At 63.2% G+C, this 18,110-nt stretch carries 15 protein-coding genes; 13 read left to right on the top strand and 2 right to left on the bottom strand.

The annotated features are described in order from the left end of the window. The first annotated feature begins 186 nt into the window (after positions 1 to 186). Positions 187 to 369 carry a hypothetical protein gene (locus JQ627_RS07170; protein WP_028149642.1) on the top strand — a complete coding sequence of 61 codons (183 nt, stop codon included), beginning with the start codon at positions 187 to 189 and terminating at the stop codon, positions 367 to 369. 126 nt (positions 370 to 495) lie between these two features. Further along, positions 496 to 1,926: a type I glutamate--ammonia ligase gene (gene glnA, locus JQ627_RS07165; RefSeq protein ID WP_212483442.1), complete on the top strand. Its 1,431-nt coding sequence runs from the start codon at positions 496 to 498 to the stop codon at positions 1,924 to 1,926. Positions 1,927 to 1,971: 45 nt separating this feature from the next. On the opposite strand, the gene JQ627_RS07160 is transcribed toward glnA, so the two are convergent. Both JQ627_RS07160 and JQ627_RS07155 read right to left on the bottom strand, forming a co-directional pair. Beyond that, positions 1,972 to 2,358: a nuclear transport factor 2 family protein gene (locus tag JQ627_RS07160; RefSeq protein WP_212483441.1), complete on the bottom strand. Its 387-nt coding sequence runs from the start codon at positions 2,356 to 2,358 to the stop codon at positions 1,972 to 1,974. A 13-nt stretch (positions 2,359 to 2,371) separates the two neighbouring features. Continuing rightward, positions 2,372 to 4,048, bottom strand: coding sequence for a glutamine--tRNA ligase/YqeY domain fusion protein (locus tag JQ627_RS07155; protein ID WP_212483440.1), 1,677 nt, complete (start codon positions 4,046 to 4,048; stop codon positions 2,372 to 2,374). 143 nt (positions 4,049 to 4,191) lie between these two features. On the opposite strand from JQ627_RS07155, the gene gltX reads away from it, so the two are divergent. From gltX to JQ627_RS07100, 11 genes are all read left to right on the top strand, one after another. After that, positions 4,192 to 5,619 carry a glutamate--tRNA ligase gene (gene gltX / locus JQ627_RS07150; protein WP_212483439.1) on the top strand — a complete coding sequence of 476 codons (1,428 nt, stop codon included), beginning with the start codon at positions 4,192 to 4,194 and terminating at the stop codon, positions 5,617 to 5,619. Between the two features lie 158 nt (positions 5,620 to 5,777). After that, complete coding sequence (gltA, locus tag JQ627_RS07145; RefSeq protein WP_212483438.1) at positions 5,778 to 7,082, top strand: citrate synthase; 1,305 nt, start codon at positions 5,778 to 5,780, stop codon at positions 7,080 to 7,082. A 159-nt stretch (positions 7,083 to 7,241) separates the two neighbouring features. Then, complete coding sequence (locus tag JQ627_RS07140; RefSeq protein ID WP_212483437.1) at positions 7,242 to 9,719, top strand: CHAT domain-containing protein; 2,478 nt, start codon at positions 7,242 to 7,244, stop codon at positions 9,717 to 9,719. A 26-nt stretch (positions 9,720 to 9,745) separates the two neighbouring features. Further along, positions 9,746 to 11,107 carry a triacylglycerol lipase gene (locus JQ627_RS07135; protein WP_212483436.1) on the top strand — a complete coding sequence of 454 codons (1,362 nt, stop codon included), beginning with the start codon at positions 9,746 to 9,748 and terminating at the stop codon, positions 11,105 to 11,107. Positions 11,108 to 11,313: 206 nt separating this feature from the next. Beyond that, the gene (locus JQ627_RS07130) at positions 11,314 to 11,718 is read left to right on the top strand and encodes a GFA family protein (protein WP_212483435.1); all 405 of its coding nucleotides are present in this window, start codon (positions 11,314 to 11,316) and stop codon (positions 11,716 to 11,718) included. Positions 11,719 to 11,839: 121 nt separating this feature from the next. Continuing rightward, entirely contained in the window at positions 11,840 to 13,018 is a 1,179-nt protein-coding gene (locus JQ627_RS07125) for an ROK family transcriptional regulator (RefSeq protein ID WP_212484072.1), read from the top strand. A gap of 58 nt (positions 13,019 to 13,076) precedes the next feature. Then, entirely contained in the window at positions 13,077 to 14,363 is a 1,287-nt protein-coding gene (locus JQ627_RS07120; protein WP_212483434.1) for an ABC transporter substrate-binding protein, read from the top strand. Then, positions 14,360 to 15,283: a carbohydrate ABC transporter permease gene (locus JQ627_RS07115; protein ID WP_212483433.1), complete on the top strand. Its 924-nt coding sequence runs from the start codon at positions 14,360 to 14,362 to the stop codon at positions 15,281 to 15,283. Before JQ627_RS07120 ends, JQ627_RS07115 begins: the two co-directional genes overlap by 4 nt. Next, positions 15,276 to 16,133, top strand: coding sequence for a carbohydrate ABC transporter permease (locus JQ627_RS07110; protein ID WP_212483432.1), 858 nt, complete (start codon positions 15,276 to 15,278; stop codon positions 16,131 to 16,133). The genes JQ627_RS07115 and JQ627_RS07110 overlap by 8 nt, the downstream gene beginning before the upstream one ends. A gap of 25 nt (positions 16,134 to 16,158) precedes the next feature. Beyond that, complete coding sequence (locus JQ627_RS07105) at positions 16,159 to 17,268, top strand: ABC transporter ATP-binding protein (RefSeq protein WP_212483431.1); 1,110 nt, start codon at positions 16,159 to 16,161, stop codon at positions 17,266 to 17,268. Next, positions 17,265 to 18,032: an SDR family NAD(P)-dependent oxidoreductase gene (locus tag JQ627_RS07100; RefSeq protein WP_212483430.1), complete on the top strand. Its 768-nt coding sequence runs from the start codon at positions 17,265 to 17,267 to the stop codon at positions 18,030 to 18,032. The genes JQ627_RS07105 and JQ627_RS07100 overlap by 4 nt, the downstream gene beginning before the upstream one ends. Positions 18,033 to 18,110 lie beyond the last annotated feature (78 nt).

Genomic DNA, 18,110 nt, shown 5'->3' with positions numbered 1-18,110 from the left:
CATCCCTCCGGCCTGCGCTGTGTTGCCGCGATCAGGAGCCGGCGCCCCATCCGGGCGCCCATGCCCCGGAAAGGGCTCTTGCAAGTGCGGCGCACCAGGATGCAGACTATCGGCGCTTGACAGGTGTCAATGTCTGCCGTTCTAGGCCCACCCGGTTCGCGCCCAGAACAAGAGGGAGATGACGCCATGCGAGAAATGGAAATCCACGACTATGCGCGGCAGTTGCTGGAAGCCCATGGCCCCAAGGCCATTGCCGAAGCCGCTCAAAACGCCATCGACCTCGAGCAGAACGGCGAGCTCGAGTTGGCCAAAACCTGGCGCCACATCGAAGACGCGATGAAGCTGATGCGCGGGCCACATCAAAGCTGACTGCCGTCGCGCGAAGCTTGCCTGACTGCGGCGACAACGCCGAAGGTGGACCACAGTCCGTCGCGAGCCGCCAGGTTGCGGCCGAACGGCTACGCGATCTCGGGACGCTGACCTGGGAGCGAAGCCATGGTTGCGAAATGTACGACAGCCGAAGACCTCGTGAAGGTGATCGCGGACGAGAAAGTCCAGATGATCGATTTGCGGTTCACCGACCTGCCGGGGGTGTGGCAACATTTTTCCGTCCCGCCGAGCGCGGCGAATGCCGATGCACTCAATGAAGGCATTGGATTCGATGGCTCATCGATCCGAGGCTTCCAGGAGATCCAGGAAAGCGACATGCTGGTCGTCGCCGATCCGACGACGGCATTCGTCGACCCCTATAGTCCGGCCAAAACGCTGGTTCTCATCTGCAACATCCGCGACCCCGTGACCGGCCAGTCCTATAGCCGGGATGCCCGCTACATCGCCCAGAAAGCCGAAATCTACCTCAAGGGCACCGGGCGTGCCGATACGAGCTATTTCGGCCCGGAAGCGGAGTTCTTCGTCTTCGACGAGGTGCGCTACGCACAGGGCATCAACTACGCCATGCACGCAGTCGACTCCAGCGAAGGCAGCTGGAACACCGGCTCTGAGGAAGGGCCGAACCTCGGCCACAAACCGCGCCCGAAGGAGGGATACTTTCCCGTTCCCCCGACCGACAGCATGCAGGCGCTACGCACCGAAATGGTGCTGACGATGGAATCTCTGGGTATCCAGATCGAGGCCCATCACCATGAAGTCGCAACCGGCGGCCAAAACGAGATCGACCTGCGCTTCACCACCCTCACCCGCATGGCCGACAACCTGATGATGTACAAATACGTGGTGAAGAACACCGCGCATCAGCACGGCAAGACCGCGACATTCATGCCGAAGCCGCTGTTCGAGGACAACGCTTCGGGCATGCACGTTCACCAATCGCTCTGGAAGGGTGAGACCAATCTGTTCTACGACAAAGGTGACTACGCCGAGTTGAGCCAGCTCGGCCGCTACTACATCGGCGGGCTATTGAGCCACGCCTGGGCGTTGTGCGGACTTTGCGCCCCCACGACGAATTCCTATCGGCGTCTGGTGCCGGGCTATGAAGCTCCGATCAACCTCGTCTACTCCCAGCGCAATCGCTCCGCCTGCTGTCGGATTCCGATGTATTCGCCGAATCCGCGCGCCAAGCGCGTCGAGTTTCGTTCGCCGGATCCGTCCTGCAATCCCTACTTGGCCTTCGCGGCAATGCTGATGGCTGGCCTCGACGGTATCGACAAGCGGATCGACCCCGGCAGCCCGATCGACAAGAATCTCTACGACCTCGCGCCCGCGGAGGCGAAGGAGGTGAAATCCACGCCAGGATCGCTGGACCAGGCGCTCGACGCGCTCGAGCGCGATCACGCATTCCTGCTACGCGGCGACGTCTTCACCGCCGACGTGATCGAAACCTGGCTCGACTACAAGCGAAAGAAAGAGGTCGATCCCATCCGGCTGCGGCCACATCCTTACGAGTTTCATCTTTATTACGACATCTAACGGGCGGCGACCGCGCACCTGGCGGAACGGGCAGAGCCCCCGCTGCTAGATCATAGGGTCCCTCGACGAGACGTGATGATTGACGATCTTCCAGTCACCGTCCTCGCGGAGGATGACCCAGCTCATCTTGACCGAGAATTCCTCCCTCTCGCCGGCGAGGTCAAACGACACGATGGCGCCCATGTTGATGAGGTCAGGGCCGGCCTGCGCGGCTTGCACGTCGGAAAAGGCCGCGCTCGGCTGACGCCAGCGCGGCAGGCCGTTGAAGTAGTCGGCGACGCCGTCCCTGCCCCGATAGAGTCTTGGATTCGAGCCGAAGAAGAACGCGTTCTTCGCATAGAGCGACGACAGCGCGGCCGCATCGAGCGTCGCGAAGCCGGCGCACCATTTCGCAATGATGGCGGAAACGATCGCGTCGGCTTCACTGCTCATGTGCCCAATCCCCTCAGCCCTTTGCAACTTCCTTCGCAAACGTATCCCGCAGGCCGATGGTGCGCGAAAAAACCGGCTTGCCGGGCGTCGAGTCCTTGTCGCGCACGAAATAGCCCTGGCGCTCGAACTGTATCGGCTCGGTCGAATTGCTTTCCGCGACCGATGCCTCGATCCGCGCGTCAGCGAGAATTTCCAGCGACTGCGGATTGAGATCGGCCGCGAAGTTCGAGGCGTCCGGGTTCGGGTTGGAGAACAGCTGGTTGTAGATGCGGATCTCCGCCGGCACCGAATTTGCCGCCGGCAGCCAGTGCATGGTCGCCTTGACCTTGCGGCCGTCGGGCGCGTTGCCGCCCTTGGTCGCAGGATCGTAGGTGCAGCGCAGCTCGATCACCTCGCCGGCGTCGTTCTTGATAACGCCGGTGCACTTGACGAAATAGGCGTAGCGCAGCCGCACCTCGTTGCCCGGCGACAGGCGGAAGAACTTCTTCGGCGGGTTCTCCATGAAGTCGTCCTGCTCGATATAGAGCTCGCGGCCGAAATTGATCTTGCGCGTGCCGGCGCTGGGATCGTCGGGATGGTTGATCGCCTCGAGCTCCTCGACCTGCCCTTCCGGATAGTTCTCGATCACGACCTTGAGCGGTCGCAGCACGCCCATGCGCCGCTGCGACGTGCGGTTCAGCTCCTCACGGATGCAGAATTCCAGCATGCCGACGTCGACCACGCTGTTGGCCTTGGCAACGCCGATGCGCTTGACGAACTCGCGTAGCGCGGCCGGCGGCACGCCGCGGCGGCGCATGCCGGCCACGGTCGGCATGCGCGGATCGTCCCATCCGGCGACATGGCCGTCGCGGACGAGCTGGGTCAGCACGCGCTTCGACAGCAGCGTGTAGGTCAGGTTGAGCCGCGCCATTTCGTACTGGTGCGGCTTGGACGGCACCGGCAGCTTTTCGATGAACCAGTCGTAGAGCGGCCGGTGGTCCTCGAACTCCAGCGTGCAGATCGAGTGCGTGATGCCCTCGATCGCATCCGACTGGCCGTGCGCATAGTCGTAGCTCGGATAGATGCTCCACTTGGTCCCGGTGCGCGGATGGTGCGCATGCAGGATGCGGTAGAGCACGGGATCGCGCAGATTGATGTTGCCCGAGGACATGTCGATCTTGGCCCGCAGCACGCGCGCGCCGTTCGGGAATTCGCCGGCCTTCATGCGACGGAACAGGTCGAGATTCTCCTCAACCGAGCGGTTGCGGAACGGCGAGTTCTTGCCAGGCTCGGTCAGCGTGCCGCGGGACAGCCGGATCTCTTCCTGGGTCTGATCGTCGACATAGGCGAGCCCATCGCGGATCAGCGTCTCCGCCCATTCGTACAGCCGGTCGAAATAGTCCGAGGCGAAGAACAGGTTCTTGCCCCAGTCGAAGCCGAGCCAGCGGACGTCGGCCTGGATGGAATCGATATATTCCTGCTCTTCCTTGACCGGGTTGGTGTCGTCGAAACGCAAATGGCAGCGGCCCGGAAACTCCTGGGCGATGCCGAAATTGAGCGCGATCGACTTGGCGTGGCCAATATGCAGGTAGCCGTTCGGCTCCGGCGGGAACCGGGTCACGATCTCCTTGTACTTGGCCTGATCGAGGTCGGCCTGGATGATGTCACGAATGAAATCGCGCCCAACCTCAGTCGCCACCGGTTCTGTCATTACGAAAATCCTGTAGGGAGATCAGCGGCCCTTCTGCCAAATTCGGGACGCTGAGCCAAGCCTTAGCGGGTCTGCTGCCGGGCTTTAGTTATGCAACGGTCCTGCTATATACCACCGCCTCCAATGCATAGGCCCTGCCAAGAATGACCGATTCCGTCGTCACACGCTTCGCTCCCTCGCCGACCGGCTTCCTCCATATCGGGGGCGCCCGCACGGCGCTGTTCAACTGGCTCTATGCGAAGAAGCATGGCGGCAAGATGCTGCTCCGGATCGAGGACACCGACCGGGAGCGTTCCACCGAGGCCGCGATCGGCGCGATTCTGGACGGGCTGAAGTGGCTGGAGCTCGGCTGGGATGGCGACGTCATCTACCAGTTCAGCCGCGCCGCGCGTCACCGCGAGGTCGCCGAGCAGCTGCTCGCCGACGGCAAGGCCTATCGCTGCTACGCCACCGCCGAGGAGCTCACCGCGATGCGCGAGAAGGCGCGCGCGGAGGGCCGCACCCGCCTCTATGACGGAATGTGGCGCGACCGCGATCCCGCCACGGCGCCTTCCGACGTCAAACCCACCATCCGGCTCCGCGCGCCGCAGACCGGCGAGACCGTGATCGAGGACCAGGTCCAGGGCCGCGTGGTCTGGCAGAACGAGAACCTCGACGACCTCGTCCTGCTGCGCGGCGATGGCAATCCGACCTACATGCTCGCAGTGGTAGTCGACGACCACGACATGGGTGTCACCCATGTCATCCGCGGCGACGACCATCTGATCAACGCCGCCCGCCAGAAGCAGATCTATGACGCCATGGGCTGGGCGCTGCCGAGCATGTCCCACATCCCCCTGATCCACGGCCCGGACGGCTCAAAACTATCGAAGCGCCACGGCGCGCTGGGCGTCGATGCCTACCGCGCCATGGGGTACCTCCCGGCCGCGCTCCGCAATTACCTCGTCCGGCTCGGCTGGAGCCATGGCGACCAGGAGATCTTCTCGACCGAGGAGATGATCGCCGCGTTCGACCTCGCCAGCGTCGGCCGCGCCGCCGCCCGCTTCGATTTCGCCAAGCTCGAAAACCTCAACGGCCACTACATCCGCCACGCCGACGATCAATCACTCGTGAAGATGTTCGAGGACGTGCTCGACCACGTCGTGCCCAGCCGCAACGAGCTTAAGGCCAAGTTAAACGACACGACGCGGGCGCAGCTTCTCAAGGCCATGCCAGCCCTGAAGGAGCGCGCCAAGACGTTGATCGAGCTGATCGACGGGGCCTATTTCATCTTCGCCGACCGGCCACTGGAGCTCGATCCCAAGGCACAGGCGCTGCTGACGCCGGAGAACCGCAAGCTGATCGGCCAGCTTCATTCCGCGCTGGAGAATGTCGAGACGTGGAGCGGTGCCACCGCGGAAGCTGCGCTGCGCGCCTTTGCCGAGGAAAATAGTCTCAAGCTCGGTGCTGTCGCCCAGCCGCTGCGCGCAGCCCTCACCGGACGGACCACATCACCCGGTATATTTGAGGTTTTGGACGTGCTGGGACCGCAGGAAAGCCTGGGTCGGCTTAAGGATCAGTCCAGGGACTAGGCTAAGACGTAAGTCGACCATGCGTGCGGCGATCTTGCAGCGCACACAGCAATAATATACCCATCTGCCCCGTACCTTCTGGAACATCCGGCCTGCCCCATTATCTCCATCGGGGCCTTCCGGGTCCGGTCCGTTTCACCATACATCGGGGACCTCTGATGGACGCAAAACCAAGCAATAAGACCGCCACGCTGACGGTCGGAAACAAGAACTACGATCTCCCGATCCACAGCGGCAGCGTCGGGCCTGATGTCGTCGATATCGGCAAGCTCTACGGCCAATCCGGCCTGTTCACCTACGACCCGGGCTTCACCTCGACCGCGAGCTGCCAGTCCAAGATCACCTATATCGACGGTGACGCGGGCGTGCTGGAATACCGCGGCTACCCGATCGAGCAGCTCGCCGAGAACGGCGACTTCCTCGAGACCTGCTATCTGCTGCTCTACGGGAACCTGCCGACCGCCGCGCAGAAGAAGGATTTCGACGACCGCGTGATCCATCACACGATGGTGCACGAGCAGATGGCCCGCTTCTTCCAGGGCTTCCGCCGCGACGCCCATCCGATGGCGGTGATGGTGGCGTCCGTCGGCGCGCTCGCCGCGTTCTACCACGACTCCACGGACATCAACGATCCGAAGCAGCGCATGATCGCTTCGATGCGGATGATCGCGAAGATCCCGACGCTGGCGGCGATGGCCTACAAGTACACGATCGGCCAGCCCTTCGTGTATCCGAAGAACTCGCTGAAGTTCGCCGAGAACTTCCTGCACATGTGCTTCGCGGTGCCCTGTGAGGAGTACAAGATCAACCCGGTGCTGGCTGACGCGCTGGACAAGATCTTCATCCTGCACGCCGATCACGAGCAGAACGCCTCGACGTCGACGGTGCGCATCGCCGGCTCCTCCGGCGCCAACCCCTTCGCCTGCATCGCCGCCGGCATCGCCTGCCTCTGGGGCCCGGCGCATGGCGGCGCCAACGAAGCCGCGCTCGCGATGCTCGCCGAGATCGGCTCGGTCGACAAGATTCCGGAATTCATCGCCAAGGTGAAGGACAAGAACAGCGAAGTCCGCCTGATGGGCTTCGGCCACCGCGTCTACAAGAACTACGATCCGCGCGCCAAGATCATGCAGAAGATGTGTCATGCCGTTCTCAAGGAGACCGGCCATGGCGACGATCCGATGCTGAAAGTGGCGCTCGAGCTCGAGAAGATCGCGCTCAGCGACCAGTACTTCATCGACCGCAAGCTCTACCCGAACGTCGACTTCTATTCGGGCATCACGCTGAAGGCGATGGGCTTCCCGGTCTCGATGTTCACCGTGCTGTTCGCGGTCGCCCGCACCGTCGGCTGGATCAGCCAGTGGAGCGAGATGATCGAGGACCCGCAGCAGAAGATCGGCCGTCCGCGCCAGCTCTACACCGGCGTCACCCGCCGCGACTACGTCGCGATCAAGGATCGCAAATAAGTTCGGACTCATTTTTGGTCCTACGGAACGGCGTCACCCCAGGGGTGACGCCGTTTTCATTTGCGCGCAGCCAGGAATACCGGCCAGCATCATTTTCTTTCTATTTGCGCGAGCTTTCTGGCATGATGCATCCGTGGTCGCGCACCCCGGAGACCGGTCATGTCCGCGAAGAAAGTGGCGCCCTCACGAGCGAAGGCCGGCAGCCGGAAAGCCGGGAAGCCCGCCAAGGCACGAGCGCGCAAGCGCACGACCACCGCCAAGGGCACCGACACTGTCCGGGACTCATCGTCCCCGCCCGCCGTCGAAAAGCGATCCGACGAGTACGAGGTGCGAATCCGCTATAGCGGCAACAAGGGCTTGGACGAGCTCGTCATTCCCATTGACGATCAAAAATTTTACCCGTCCGTCCAGCGCTGGCGCTACGTGATCGCCAATCGACGACGGATTGTTCGTTCGACGCGCGACGACCTCAGCCGGGACCTTCAGAAGCTGATCAAGGATAACGCTCGCATTTACGACGAAAGCGAGATCCTCGCGCGGATCAAGGAGATGGCAGCCGCCAAGCTCGTCGAGGTCAGAATCCCTTACAACGAGGAGAACGTCGGATGGTCGGCAAGACTGTTCCCCTGGGAGAGTGCTCTGTGGCTGGCGACCGCGCCCTATCGCAGCGAGCCAAGCGAATTCGCCGTCGTCCGCCATCTCGCAGTTCAATCGCCGTACAACCACCAACTGGCGCCCGCGACAGCGCTCGCAGTTGATAGCGGCCCCGGAAAGCTCCGCTCACTCTACGAATTCGCGCGAGAGATCGAGATGGTCAAGAGCGCGCTGAAGGAAATCCAAACCGAGCCCCTCCCAGATCCCGACCGTCAAGAACTCCGCGCGAAGATTGTATCCCTTTCGCCTGCGATCGTGCATCTTGCGGGTGTAGACCCGATGTCGCTGGTGGAGCAAAAGCTCATTGACCAGCCAACCAGCGAAGAGGACGGCTTTGTTCTCCGTGCAAGCCCAAGCTCCGGGGGAAACGCCCAGGGCAACACCCAAGCCTACGACGCCGTGGGGTCGGTGGACCTGGCCGATATTGTCACAGCCGGCGCGCCGAAGCCCCTGCTGGTGGCGATCAGTAGCTGCTACAGCGCGCAGCGTCTTGCTCCCCTCGCCACCGCGCAAGGCGCCAGACACGCAATCGGTTTTGTCGATACCATTACCGATGCCGACGCCATGCTGTTCTTCAGCGTATTCTATCGCACCTTGGCGCAAGACTGGAACGTCAAGGACGCTTTTCTTCGTGCCCGGCAACAGTGGATGTCCCAGGCCGGCAGCGATAACGAGCAGCGCTCGGGAGTCGCACTTTGGAGTCAGGTTTCGCTCCTCGACAGCCCTCAGGCTGGAACGATCGCGGCGCGTCCTGCGGCGACGAAAAAAGCCGCAAGAGGTGGCGCAACCTACAGGGACCTCAAGCTGGACATCACTTTGGTCCAGGACAAGTCGATTCCCGGTCGCGTGCGCAAGACCTCAAGCGCGAGTTTGAACTACTCGTTGCTTCACAACGACCGCCCGCCCTTCAGTATCTTCACAGTCCATAAGACCAAGGCAGGGCCAGTCGACCTGCTTCAAGTCGAAATCGTGCTGGAAGTCGGTACGGAATCATGCCGCTGCCGCTTCTCGGAGGAGTTGCCCGAAGAAGACGCCACACTCGACCTTCTCGACAAGATCCGGCTCCCCCTTGTTGCGGGCATGCTCCGGCAGACCAGCGAGAGCTTGAGAAGCAATCTTTATATCAAGGTCCAATGCGGCAAGCAGATATTGCGCGAGTCCAGCGAGCGCGTGACCGTGCTTCCGGCGGACGAGTGGCGAGACGACGGCGAGGACCACCGCTGGCTGCCAAGCTTCGTTCTGCCTCGAGACCCGACTGTGCTGAAGGTCGTCGCCTGCGCCCAGCGTTATCTGCAAACATTGCTCGATGACTGTTCCGCCGGCTTCGACGGCTATCAGCAAGTGATTGAGGACGACTCCAATGCGCCCAACGTGGTCGATCCTCAGGTGCAGGCGATTTGGGCGGCCCTTCAACACGATTTGCCCGTCAATTATATCAACCCGCCGCCGTCCTACACGAGCCAGTCGCAGCGGCTTCGAACGCCGACTGAAATCTTCAAGGGCAGTGCAGCGACCTGCATCGATCTCGCGCTGCTGTTCGCATCGTGCCTGGAATTCGTGGGCATCTATTCGTCGGTGTTCCTGATTACCGGACACGCGTTTCCGGCCTACTGGAGAAGCAACAAGGCCTGGTGGCGCATGAAGAGCTTTCGATTTGACCAAAACGAGCAGCAGATGCCTGGGCAGGTCGGCCGAAGTCAGGATGGCTTCACCAGCACGGTCCAGTCGACGAATACCAAGGGCCAGACCGAGAGCTGGATGTTCACCGGGACCGACAATCTGGCGGAGCTCCTGAGCTACGTGCAGAAGGGTGAGCTCGTGCCTTTCGAGAGTACCTTTGTAACCGCACGGAAGGGCTTCTTCCAGGCCCTGGAGCGGGGCGCGAGCAATCTGCATCCGCAGAGCTTCGACGCAATGATCGACATTCAATCCGCCCGCGGCGAAAGCGTCACCCCACTTCCCTTGCTGGACCGGCTCGGCTAGCGCCGGCGACAAAACACGGAGCCCGCATGACTACGCCCGTTCCTTTCGATGATTGGCTCGCGGCGATGCCGGAAATCGAAGGCGTCCGGCCGGTCGATCGGCTTACAGACGTGATGCGGATGCAATCATCCCGGCCGACCTATCGGCGCCAGCGCCCGCCGACCGATCCGGCGGACCGGCTGCCGGAGCAGCAGATCATTTCACTCGTGCGCGACGGCGGGATCCTGAGATGGCGCCTCGGCGCTGCCATTCCGATGATGTCCAGTCGCGCCGGATCGCGCGCCGCACTCCCGGCGGGACAAATCGTAAAGCAGTACGCCTTCGAGGCTCTCGAAACGTCGCAGGTCTATGATGCGCTCCTCAAGCTCGACAGGACGCTGACACCAGGTGCGTCTTATGCGGTCAAACCGTCGACAGGCCTCAGTCGGCTGGTGCAAGGCAAACTCCAGCCGCTGGCGCTCACCGACGTGCCTCAAATTGCAGGCAAGCGCGTATTGCTGCTGATCCACGGGACGTTCAGCGAATCTGCAGCTCTCATCACGAACGGACTGGCAAAGGTTCCCGAGGGTCTACAGCTGCTGAGAAGAGCGGAGGCGAAGTATGACTTCGTGCTCGCCTACGACCACCCGACGCTCAGCGTGAGCCCGGTGATGAACGCCTTCGACCTCGCCGCATTGTTGCGGCCGGCGCCAAAGGAACTCGACATCGTCTGCCACAGCCGCGGCGGGCTCGTGGCCCGGTGGCTATGCGAGGGATTTTGCGAGCCCGCACTGGAGCGCAGGGTGATTTTCGTCGGCTCGCCGCTCGGCGGCACCAGCCTGGCCGCCGCCCCGCGTCTGCGCAGCACGCTCGATCTGTTGACGAACATCGCGGACGCCCTGCGCGCCGGCGCGGATCTCGCCGCCGCCAATCCCTTCTTCCTCGCAGCCAGCGGATTGTTGCGGGTGTTCAGTACCGTCACCAATCTGGCTGCCAAAACACCGATCTTCGATGCCGCCCTGGCTCTCGTTCCCGGGCTCGATGCACAGTCCCGCACCGGTAACAACGAGGAGATCCGGCGGCTGCGCATGAATACCGGGAGCGGCGCGTTTGGCGCCCAGCCCATCCAGTACTTCGCGATCAAATCGAATTTCGAACCGACGGCGATCGGCTGGAATTTCCTCCGGATATTTTCCAAGCCGATGCAGCGCCTCGGCGACCTCGGAGCCGACATCATCTTCGAGGCCGACAACGACCTGGTCGTCGACACCTCGTCGATGTCCGAAGTCGCGGACCAGCGCCAGGTGAAGATCGTCCATGATTTCGGCACGAACCCCAACGTGCATCACACCAACTACTTCGTTCAGAAGGAAACGGCCGAGGCCATCGGAAGAACGTTTACGATCTGACGCCTCGCCATTCGCTGGATCGTGCGCCGGCTGCTGGCAACGCCATGGCCCCCCGAGCGGGTGGTTATATCGAGCCGGCGCCCGATTTTGCTGCACCACGCAAAACAACGAGTCCGTGCATTGCGCCCGCAGGCGCTTGACAGACCTTGTAGGGTGGGCAAAGCGAAGCGCGCCCACCCTACGATTACAGATCAAAGGAAGCCATGATGCTCAGCGGGAGATGCCTCTGCGGACGCGTTGCCTACGAGGTCGACGCAGCCCCGGGTGCCATCGTTCACTGCCATTGCGAGACCTGCCGGAAGACGCACGGATCGGCCTTCTCCACCGTCACCAACGTGCCGCGCGACCGCTTTCGCTGGACCAGGGGCGAGGAATTGCTGCGCGGTTTCGAATCCTCGCCCGGCAAGACGCGCCATTTCTGCTCGCAATGCGGCTCGCACATCGTCGCCTCCCGCGACGGCAAGGACACAATCCTGCTGCGAATGGGTTGCCTGGACACACCAATCGCAGAACGGCCCGAGGTGCACATCTGGCGTTCGGACGCCGCCGACTGGTACGACCCGAAGGCCGAGCTGCCGGAATGGGCGGACGGCAGACCGCCCAGATCCTGATTGGACTGCCCCGATCTTGCTGCCGCGCACAACAACAAGTCGGCGCATCGTGCCGGCAAACGCTTGACAGTTGAAACGCTCCGCGCGCAAATTCTTACACTAAGTAAGAATGACGACAGGGATGGAAATGCCGGAGCAGCCGAGAAGTCGGCGGCAGACGCGCGCTGCCATTTTAACTCATTTGCTTCAGTCCGGCGGCTCGTTCCGGCCGCCGCTGGCCAAGGCCGTGCGCCTGTCGGAAGCGAGCCTGTCGCGCATCCTGTTTGACCTGAAAGCCGAAGGCCTGATCGAGGAAGTCAGGCGCCCTGCCCCTTACGTCGGCGGCCCGACCGGCCTGGTCTCGCTCGACGGCTCGGTGGCGCTTGCCGCCCTCGAGCTGACCGGTCAGTGGCTCGGCATCGGCGTCGGCGGCCTGGCGGGCGAACTGCACTACACCGAGCGTGTTCCCCTGCCGAAAAAGCCGACCGTCGAGACCGTCGGCCAAGTGTTCCGCGAGGCGCTGACCTTGCTGCGCGACTGGACGCGCCGCCGCCGCATCACGCTCGCGCAGATCGGGATCACCATTCCCGGCCTCGGCCGCTTGAGCGAGTTCGGCAATCCGATCATTCCCTGCGACGTCGGACGTATCAGCGACATGTTCGGCGAGCTGTTTGCGGGCACACCGGTCGCCTTCACCAATTCGGTGGTGGCCCATGCCACCTTTCACCGTTGCCGCACGGAAAACTACCCGTTCAGCGATGCGCATCTGTTCGTCTTTGTCGGCCAGGGCGTCGCGGGTGCGTGGATGGACGATCCGATCGAGGAGGATGCGCTCCAGCCGGTCGAGCTCGGCCACATGGTGTTCGGCACTGACGGACCGCGTTGCCGCTGCGGCCATCACGGCTGCGTCGAATCCTATACGTCGCTGCCGGCGCTGGCCGAGCTTCTGCGCACCACCGAAGCAGAATTGCTCCGGCTCGGCAGTGAATGGGTGACCACGATCCCCCTCACGTCGCGGGTGCGCCAGGAATTGCGGGAGCGGCTCTTCAGGCTCGGCCTCGCCATCGGCAACACATTGAACGTCAAGCCATGCCGCGGCGTTGTCATCAGCGGCTGGCCATCGCTTCTCGCCGAGGACGATCGAAAGGCCGTCATCGACGGGATCGATGCATGTCTTCTCGGCGGACGGAAATTGGCGCAGGTGTCGCTCGCGTTCGTGCCGCCCTCGAACGGCAACGATCCGCAGGCGGCATTGGCCTTCGCCGCCTTTTGTCTCGCCAGCCGCGGCGGAATGCCCGCGGCATCGACGGAGGCCGCCTGACCTGCCCAGAGCCGCACGGCTCAACGTGCCAAGAAAGTTCACACCGGGAGGAACTGCCATGCCGATCACAACAACAAGGCGTCGTCTGCTCGCTGGATCCGCCGCCGCGCTCGCTCTGCCGGCATTTGCCCGCGCACAAGGTGCGGCAAAACCGCGCCTGACCGCGATCTCGCAATGGTCTGCAGGCAGCGATGGGGCGGCCATCACCGCGCTCGGCAAGAAGTTCGAGGAGAAAGGCGGTGTCTGGCAGCACTCGCCCGTCCCCGGCTTCACCACCGAGATGATGAACAAGCTGCGTGCCCAGATCATCGCCGGCGATCCGCCGGCCTGCTCGCAGCTCAAGGGCCCGGAGATCGCGGCCTGGTCGAAGATCGCCCCGACCGTCGATCTCGATGCCCTGGTCGCGGCCGCCGGCTACGAGAAGGTCGTCGCTCCGGACCTTGCGAAACTGCACAAGCCGGGCGGCAAGTGGATCGCGCTGCCGTTGCAGATCTACAGCACCAACATGCTGTTCCTCTCCAAGCGCGCGATGGACAAGGCCAAGGCCGACAAGATCCCCGTGACCTGGGCCGACTTCAACGACCTCGCCGACAAGATGAAATCAGGCGGCGTCGCATATCCCGTCGCCAACGGCGGCACCCGCCCCGATGACGGGCAGAAGTTCGAAGCCTCGCTCGCCGGCATCAGCCCGACCGCGTATCGCTCAGCGATCATGAATCTCGACAAGAAGGCCCTGGAGGGCCCCGAGATCAAGGCTGCGTTCGTGCAGGTCCGCAAGATCGCCGACTGGATGGACCCCAACGTCGGTGCCCAGCACTTCTCGACCAACCTGAAGCGCTTCGTCGACGGCGACATGGGCATGATGATCATGGGCGGCTGGGCCCAGGGCGTGTTGCGCAACGCCGGGTTCAAGTTCGAAGACTTCGTGATCGCCCCGGGCCCGAGCGACAATAGCAAGCCGGTTTTCCTGCTGAATGCCGATGCCTTCATCTTCTGGCAGCGCAAGGAGCCCGACCTGCAAGCCGGCCAACAGCTGATGGCCCAGCTCGTCATGGATCCGGCGATCCAGACGATGTATTCGCAGATCACGGGATCGATCCCCGTGCGCACCGATGTCGATCTGTCCGGTGAAGGCTGGTCGGACGGTCAACGGCGGACCGCAGCAGCTCTGAAAGACGCGATCGGCAGCAATCAGGCCCTCCTCAGTTTCGCGCACAACATGGCGCTGGAAAACGGCATGACCGCAGCGATGATCGACGTGATCACGGAGTACGTGAAGAACAAGACGATCAAGCCGGAGCAAGCGGCCACACGCCTCGCCGACGCCGTCGAGAGCGCACGTTGACCATCGCCGTCTCGACAAGACCGGGCCGGCCGGCGACCTCCGACATGGTCCGCCGGCTGCCCGAATATCTGACGATCTGGGTGCCGCTGCTATTGTCCGCCGCGCATCTCATTGCGTTTACGTTGTGGACGATCTGGATCTCGTTCACGCCGTCCACGCTGGTCCCGATCTCGGGCTGGGTGGGTCTGCGCAACTATTCCGCGGTTGCGGCATCGCGGAACTGGCAGATCGCCCTGGACAACCTGCTGCTGTTTGGCAGTGCCTTCGTGTTGCTGAGTCTGGCGACCGGCCTCATCCTTGCCATCCTGCTCGATCAGCGCATTCGCGGCGAGAATGTGCTGCGATCGATCTTCCTCTACCCCCTCGCGGTGTCGTTCGTGGTCACCGGCACGGTCTGGAGCTGGCTGCTCAATCCTGGCCTCGGAATCCAGAAGCTGGTCCACGACCTCGGCTGGACCTCCTTCCGGTTCGACTGGCTGATCGACCGCGACATGGCCATCTGGACCATTGTCATCGCAGCGATCTGGCAGTCCTCCGGCTTCGCGATGGCGCTCTTCCTCGCTGGCCTCCGCTCCGTCGACGCCGACCTGATCAAGGCCGCGCAGATCGACGGCGCCGGACCGATCCGGATGTACCGGCGCGTCATCCTGCCGACGCTTTGGCCGATCACCGTCACCGTGATCGTCATCCAGCTACAGTTCGCCATCTCGACCTTCGACCTCGTCCGCGCGCTCACCAATGGCGGGCCTGGCATCGCAACCCAGCTGCCGGCCCTTGTCGTCTATGACCTGATGTTCCAGCGCAGCCTGCTCGGACGGGGAGCGGCGGCAGCAGTCCTCATGTTGCTCCTTTTACTCGCGGTCTTGCTGCCGTATGCAGGGTGGCGTTATGTCCAGCGCCGGCGGGCGATCCATGCGTAACCGAACCTTCGCGCCCAGCCGAATTCTGATCTATCTCATCGTTTCGCTGATCGCTGCTGCATGGCTCGCGCCATTGGCTGTTGTCGTACTGAACTCGCTCCGTACCAACGAGGAGATCGCGCAGGGTTCGATGATCGGCTGGCCGCAACACCTGGCCTGGAGCAATTACGCCGCCGCCTGGAGCGGTTTCTGCGTCGCCGAGACGTGCGCCGGCATCCGGCCGTACATGCTGAACTCCGCGCTCGTGACCATTCCCGCGACGATCTTCTCCACCTTGCTTGGTGCGATCGCCGGTTACGCGGTTTCGCTCTGGCGCTTTCGCGGCGATAGCTGGATTTACGGTATCGTCACGCTCGGCATCTTCCTTCCGCAGCAGATGCGCTTGCTGCCCTGGACCATCGTGCTGCGCGATACCGGCCTGATGAACACGCTGACTGGCCTGGTCGTGATTCACACGATCCAGGGCCTCTCCTTCACCACCTTGTTCTGTCGAAACTACTACGTTGCCATCCCGCAGGAGTTGATCAGAGCTGCGCGCATCGATGGCGCGGGGTTCTTTCGTATCTTCTGGCGCATCATCCTGCCGCTCTCGCCGCCGATCCTGGTCGTCACCGTGATCTGGCAGTTCACGCATATCTGGAACGAGTTCCTCTATGGCGTGACATTCACGACCGGTCAGCAGCAGCCGGTCACCGCCGCGCTGATCGCACTATCCGCCGCGGTCGCCGACATCCCGCAACATGGCGTGCAAAGCGCCGCGGTGATGATCGCCGCCCTGCCGACCCTACTGATCTATCTGATCGGCGGCAAATACTTCGTACGCGGCCTGACCGCCGGAGCCGTGAAATGATGGAGTTGCCGTCAATGGAGTCGTCATGGCCGCGCTAAGCATTCGCACCCTGTCGAAGCGCTACGCCAATCTGGAAGTGCTGAAAGGCATCGATCTCGACATCGAAAGCGGGGAGTTCACCGTGCTGGTCGGGCCGTCCGGCTGCGGCAAGTCCACGCTGCTCAACATCGTTGCCGGGCTTGACCGTCCGAGCGCAGGCACCGTGGAAATCGGCGGGCGCGTCGTCAACGACGTCCCGCCCAAGGACCGCGACATCGCCATGGTGTTCCAGTCCTACGCGCTCTATCCGTCGATGACGGTCCGCCAGAACATCACTTTCGGCATGGAATGCCGTCACGTGCCGAAGGCAGAGCAGGACGCGGCGGTTGCGAATGTGGCCAAGCTGCTCCAGATCGAGCCTCTGCTCGGCCGCAAGCCGTCGCAACTCTCCGGCGGCCAGCGCCAGCGCGTGGCGATGGGTCGGGCGCTGGTGCGCGATCCCCTGCTCTTCCTGTTCGACGAGCCGCTCTCCAATCTCGACGCAAAACTGCGCGTCGAGATGCGGATGGAGATCAAGCGCCTGCACCAGCGCATCGGCGCCACCATCATCTACGTCACCCACGACCAGATCGAGGCGATGACGATGGCAACGCGCATCGCCGTGATGCATCGCGGCGTGGTGCAGCAATTTGCCGATCCGGACACCGTGTACCGCTATCCGGCCAATCTGTTCGTCGCCCGCTTCATGGGTTCGCCGCCGATGAACACGATGCCGGCGCGGCTCGAGGCCGATAGTGGCGGACTGGTAGCCGCGATCGGTGCGGGGCGGCCGGACGCGGTTCGTCTGCGCCTGAATGGACATGACGGGGCGGCGTCCTATGTCGGCCGCGACGTGGTCGTCGGGATCAGGCCGGAATGCATCGCCGAGGCCAGCCGCGTCTTTTCCGGCGAGGCGCCCGTCCTCGTCGATGCGCCGGTCGAGATGGTCGAGCCGACCGGCGCCGAGACGATCGTGCTGCTGCGTCTCGGCGGCGAGGCTGCACTGGCGCGCATCACGCCGGATATCCGCCCCGCGCCCGGGGCGACCACCTCCTTCGCGCTCGACACGCGGCGCATTTGCTTGTTCGACCCCCAGACGGAGCGGCTGATCGCATGACCCAAGCCACCTATTCCAGCCTTGCCGGCCGCATCGTGTTGGTTACCGGCGGCGCCAGCGGCATCGGTGCCGCCTTCGTGCGCGCCTTCGCGGCCCAGAAAGCCCGTGTCGCGTTCCTCGATATCGATGCCGATGCCGGCGAGGCGCTCGCGCGAGAGGTCGCGAGGTCGTCAGGAACCGAGCCGCTATTCGTGCCGTGCGACCTCCTGGACATCGACGCCTTGCGCGCAGCGATGGCGAAGGTGCACGGATTGCTTGGCGATGCCGCCGTCCTCGTCAACAACGCCGCCAACGATAGGCGCCAGGTGGTGAGCGAGGTGACGCCTGCCGAATTCGATTGGACGATCGGTGTCAATTTCAAGCACGTCTTCTTTGCCGCGCAAGCCATCGTGCCGCAGATGCAGGCGCGCGGCGGCGGCTCGATCATCAACATGTCTTCGGTGGCGTGGATGCGCGGTGCGCCGGCACTGCCGGTCTATGCCGCGGCGAAGGCCGCGATCGTCGGCTTCACCAATTCGCTGGCACGCTCGATCGGCCCCGACCGCATTCGCGTCAATGCCATCGCACCGGGCATGGTGATCACCGAGCGCCAGCGCCGGCTCTGGTTTCCGGACGAGCAGAAGATCTCCGAGATGCGCACCCGCCAGGCCGTTCCCGATGCGGTGACGCCCGACGACATCGCCAGCATGGCGCTGTTTCTCGCGTCCGACGAGAGCCAGCGCATCACCAGCCAGTGTTTTCGGGTGGATGGCGGATTGGCCTAGTGATCTGGTCGGAGGCCGGGTGAGCCAAGCCTCGGTATCGCAGGGTGGGCAAAGCGAAGCGTGCCCACCGCCTCTCTC

Origin of the sequence: Bradyrhizobium liaoningense, from assembly GCF_018130785.1 — a bacterium.
Classification (GTDB): Bacteria; Pseudomonadota; Alphaproteobacteria; order Rhizobiales; family Xanthobacteraceae; genus Bradyrhizobium; species Bradyrhizobium liaoningense_A.
This window is presented reverse-complemented; position numbering and strand designations above follow the sequence as displayed.

Coding starts and splice junctions, on each gene's coding strand:
- JQ627_RS07170 (WP_028149642.1), top strand. CDS start 187: ATGCGAGAAATGGAAATCCACGACTATGCGCGGCAGTTGCTGGAAGCC.
- glnA (WP_212483442.1), top strand. CDS start 496: ATGGTTGCGAAATGTACGACAGCCGAAGACCTCGTGAAGGTGATCGCG.
- JQ627_RS07160 (WP_212483441.1), bottom strand. CDS start 2,358: ATGAGCAGTGAAGCCGACGCGATCGTTTCCGCCATCATTGCGAAATGG.
- JQ627_RS07155 (WP_212483440.1), bottom strand. CDS start 4,048: ATGACAGAACCGGTGGCGACTGAGGTTGGGCGCGATTTCATTCGTGAC.
- gltX (WP_212483439.1), top strand. CDS start 4,192: ATGACCGATTCCGTCGTCACACGCTTCGCTCCCTCGCCGACCGGCTTC.
- gltA (WP_212483438.1), top strand. CDS start 5,778: ATGGACGCAAAACCAAGCAATAAGACCGCCACGCTGACGGTCGGAAAC.
- JQ627_RS07140 (WP_212483437.1), top strand. CDS start 7,242: ATGTCCGCGAAGAAAGTGGCGCCCTCACGAGCGAAGGCCGGCAGCCGG.
- JQ627_RS07135 (WP_212483436.1), top strand. CDS start 9,746: ATGACTACGCCCGTTCCTTTCGATGATTGGCTCGCGGCGATGCCGGAA.
- JQ627_RS07130 (WP_212483435.1), top strand. CDS start 11,314: ATGCTCAGCGGGAGATGCCTCTGCGGACGCGTTGCCTACGAGGTCGAC.
- JQ627_RS07125 (WP_212484072.1), top strand. CDS start 11,840: ATGGAAATGCCGGAGCAGCCGAGAAGTCGGCGGCAGACGCGCGCTGCC.
- JQ627_RS07120 (WP_212483434.1), top strand. CDS start 13,077: ATGCCGATCACAACAACAAGGCGTCGTCTGCTCGCTGGATCCGCCGCC.
- JQ627_RS07110 (WP_212483432.1), top strand. CDS start 15,276: ATGCGTAACCGAACCTTCGCGCCCAGCCGAATTCTGATCTATCTCATC.
- JQ627_RS07105 (WP_212483431.1), top strand. CDS start 16,159: ATGGCCGCGCTAAGCATTCGCACCCTGTCGAAGCGCTACGCCAATCTG.
- JQ627_RS07100 (WP_212483430.1), top strand. CDS start 17,265: ATGACCCAAGCCACCTATTCCAGCCTTGCCGGCCGCATCGTGTTGGTT.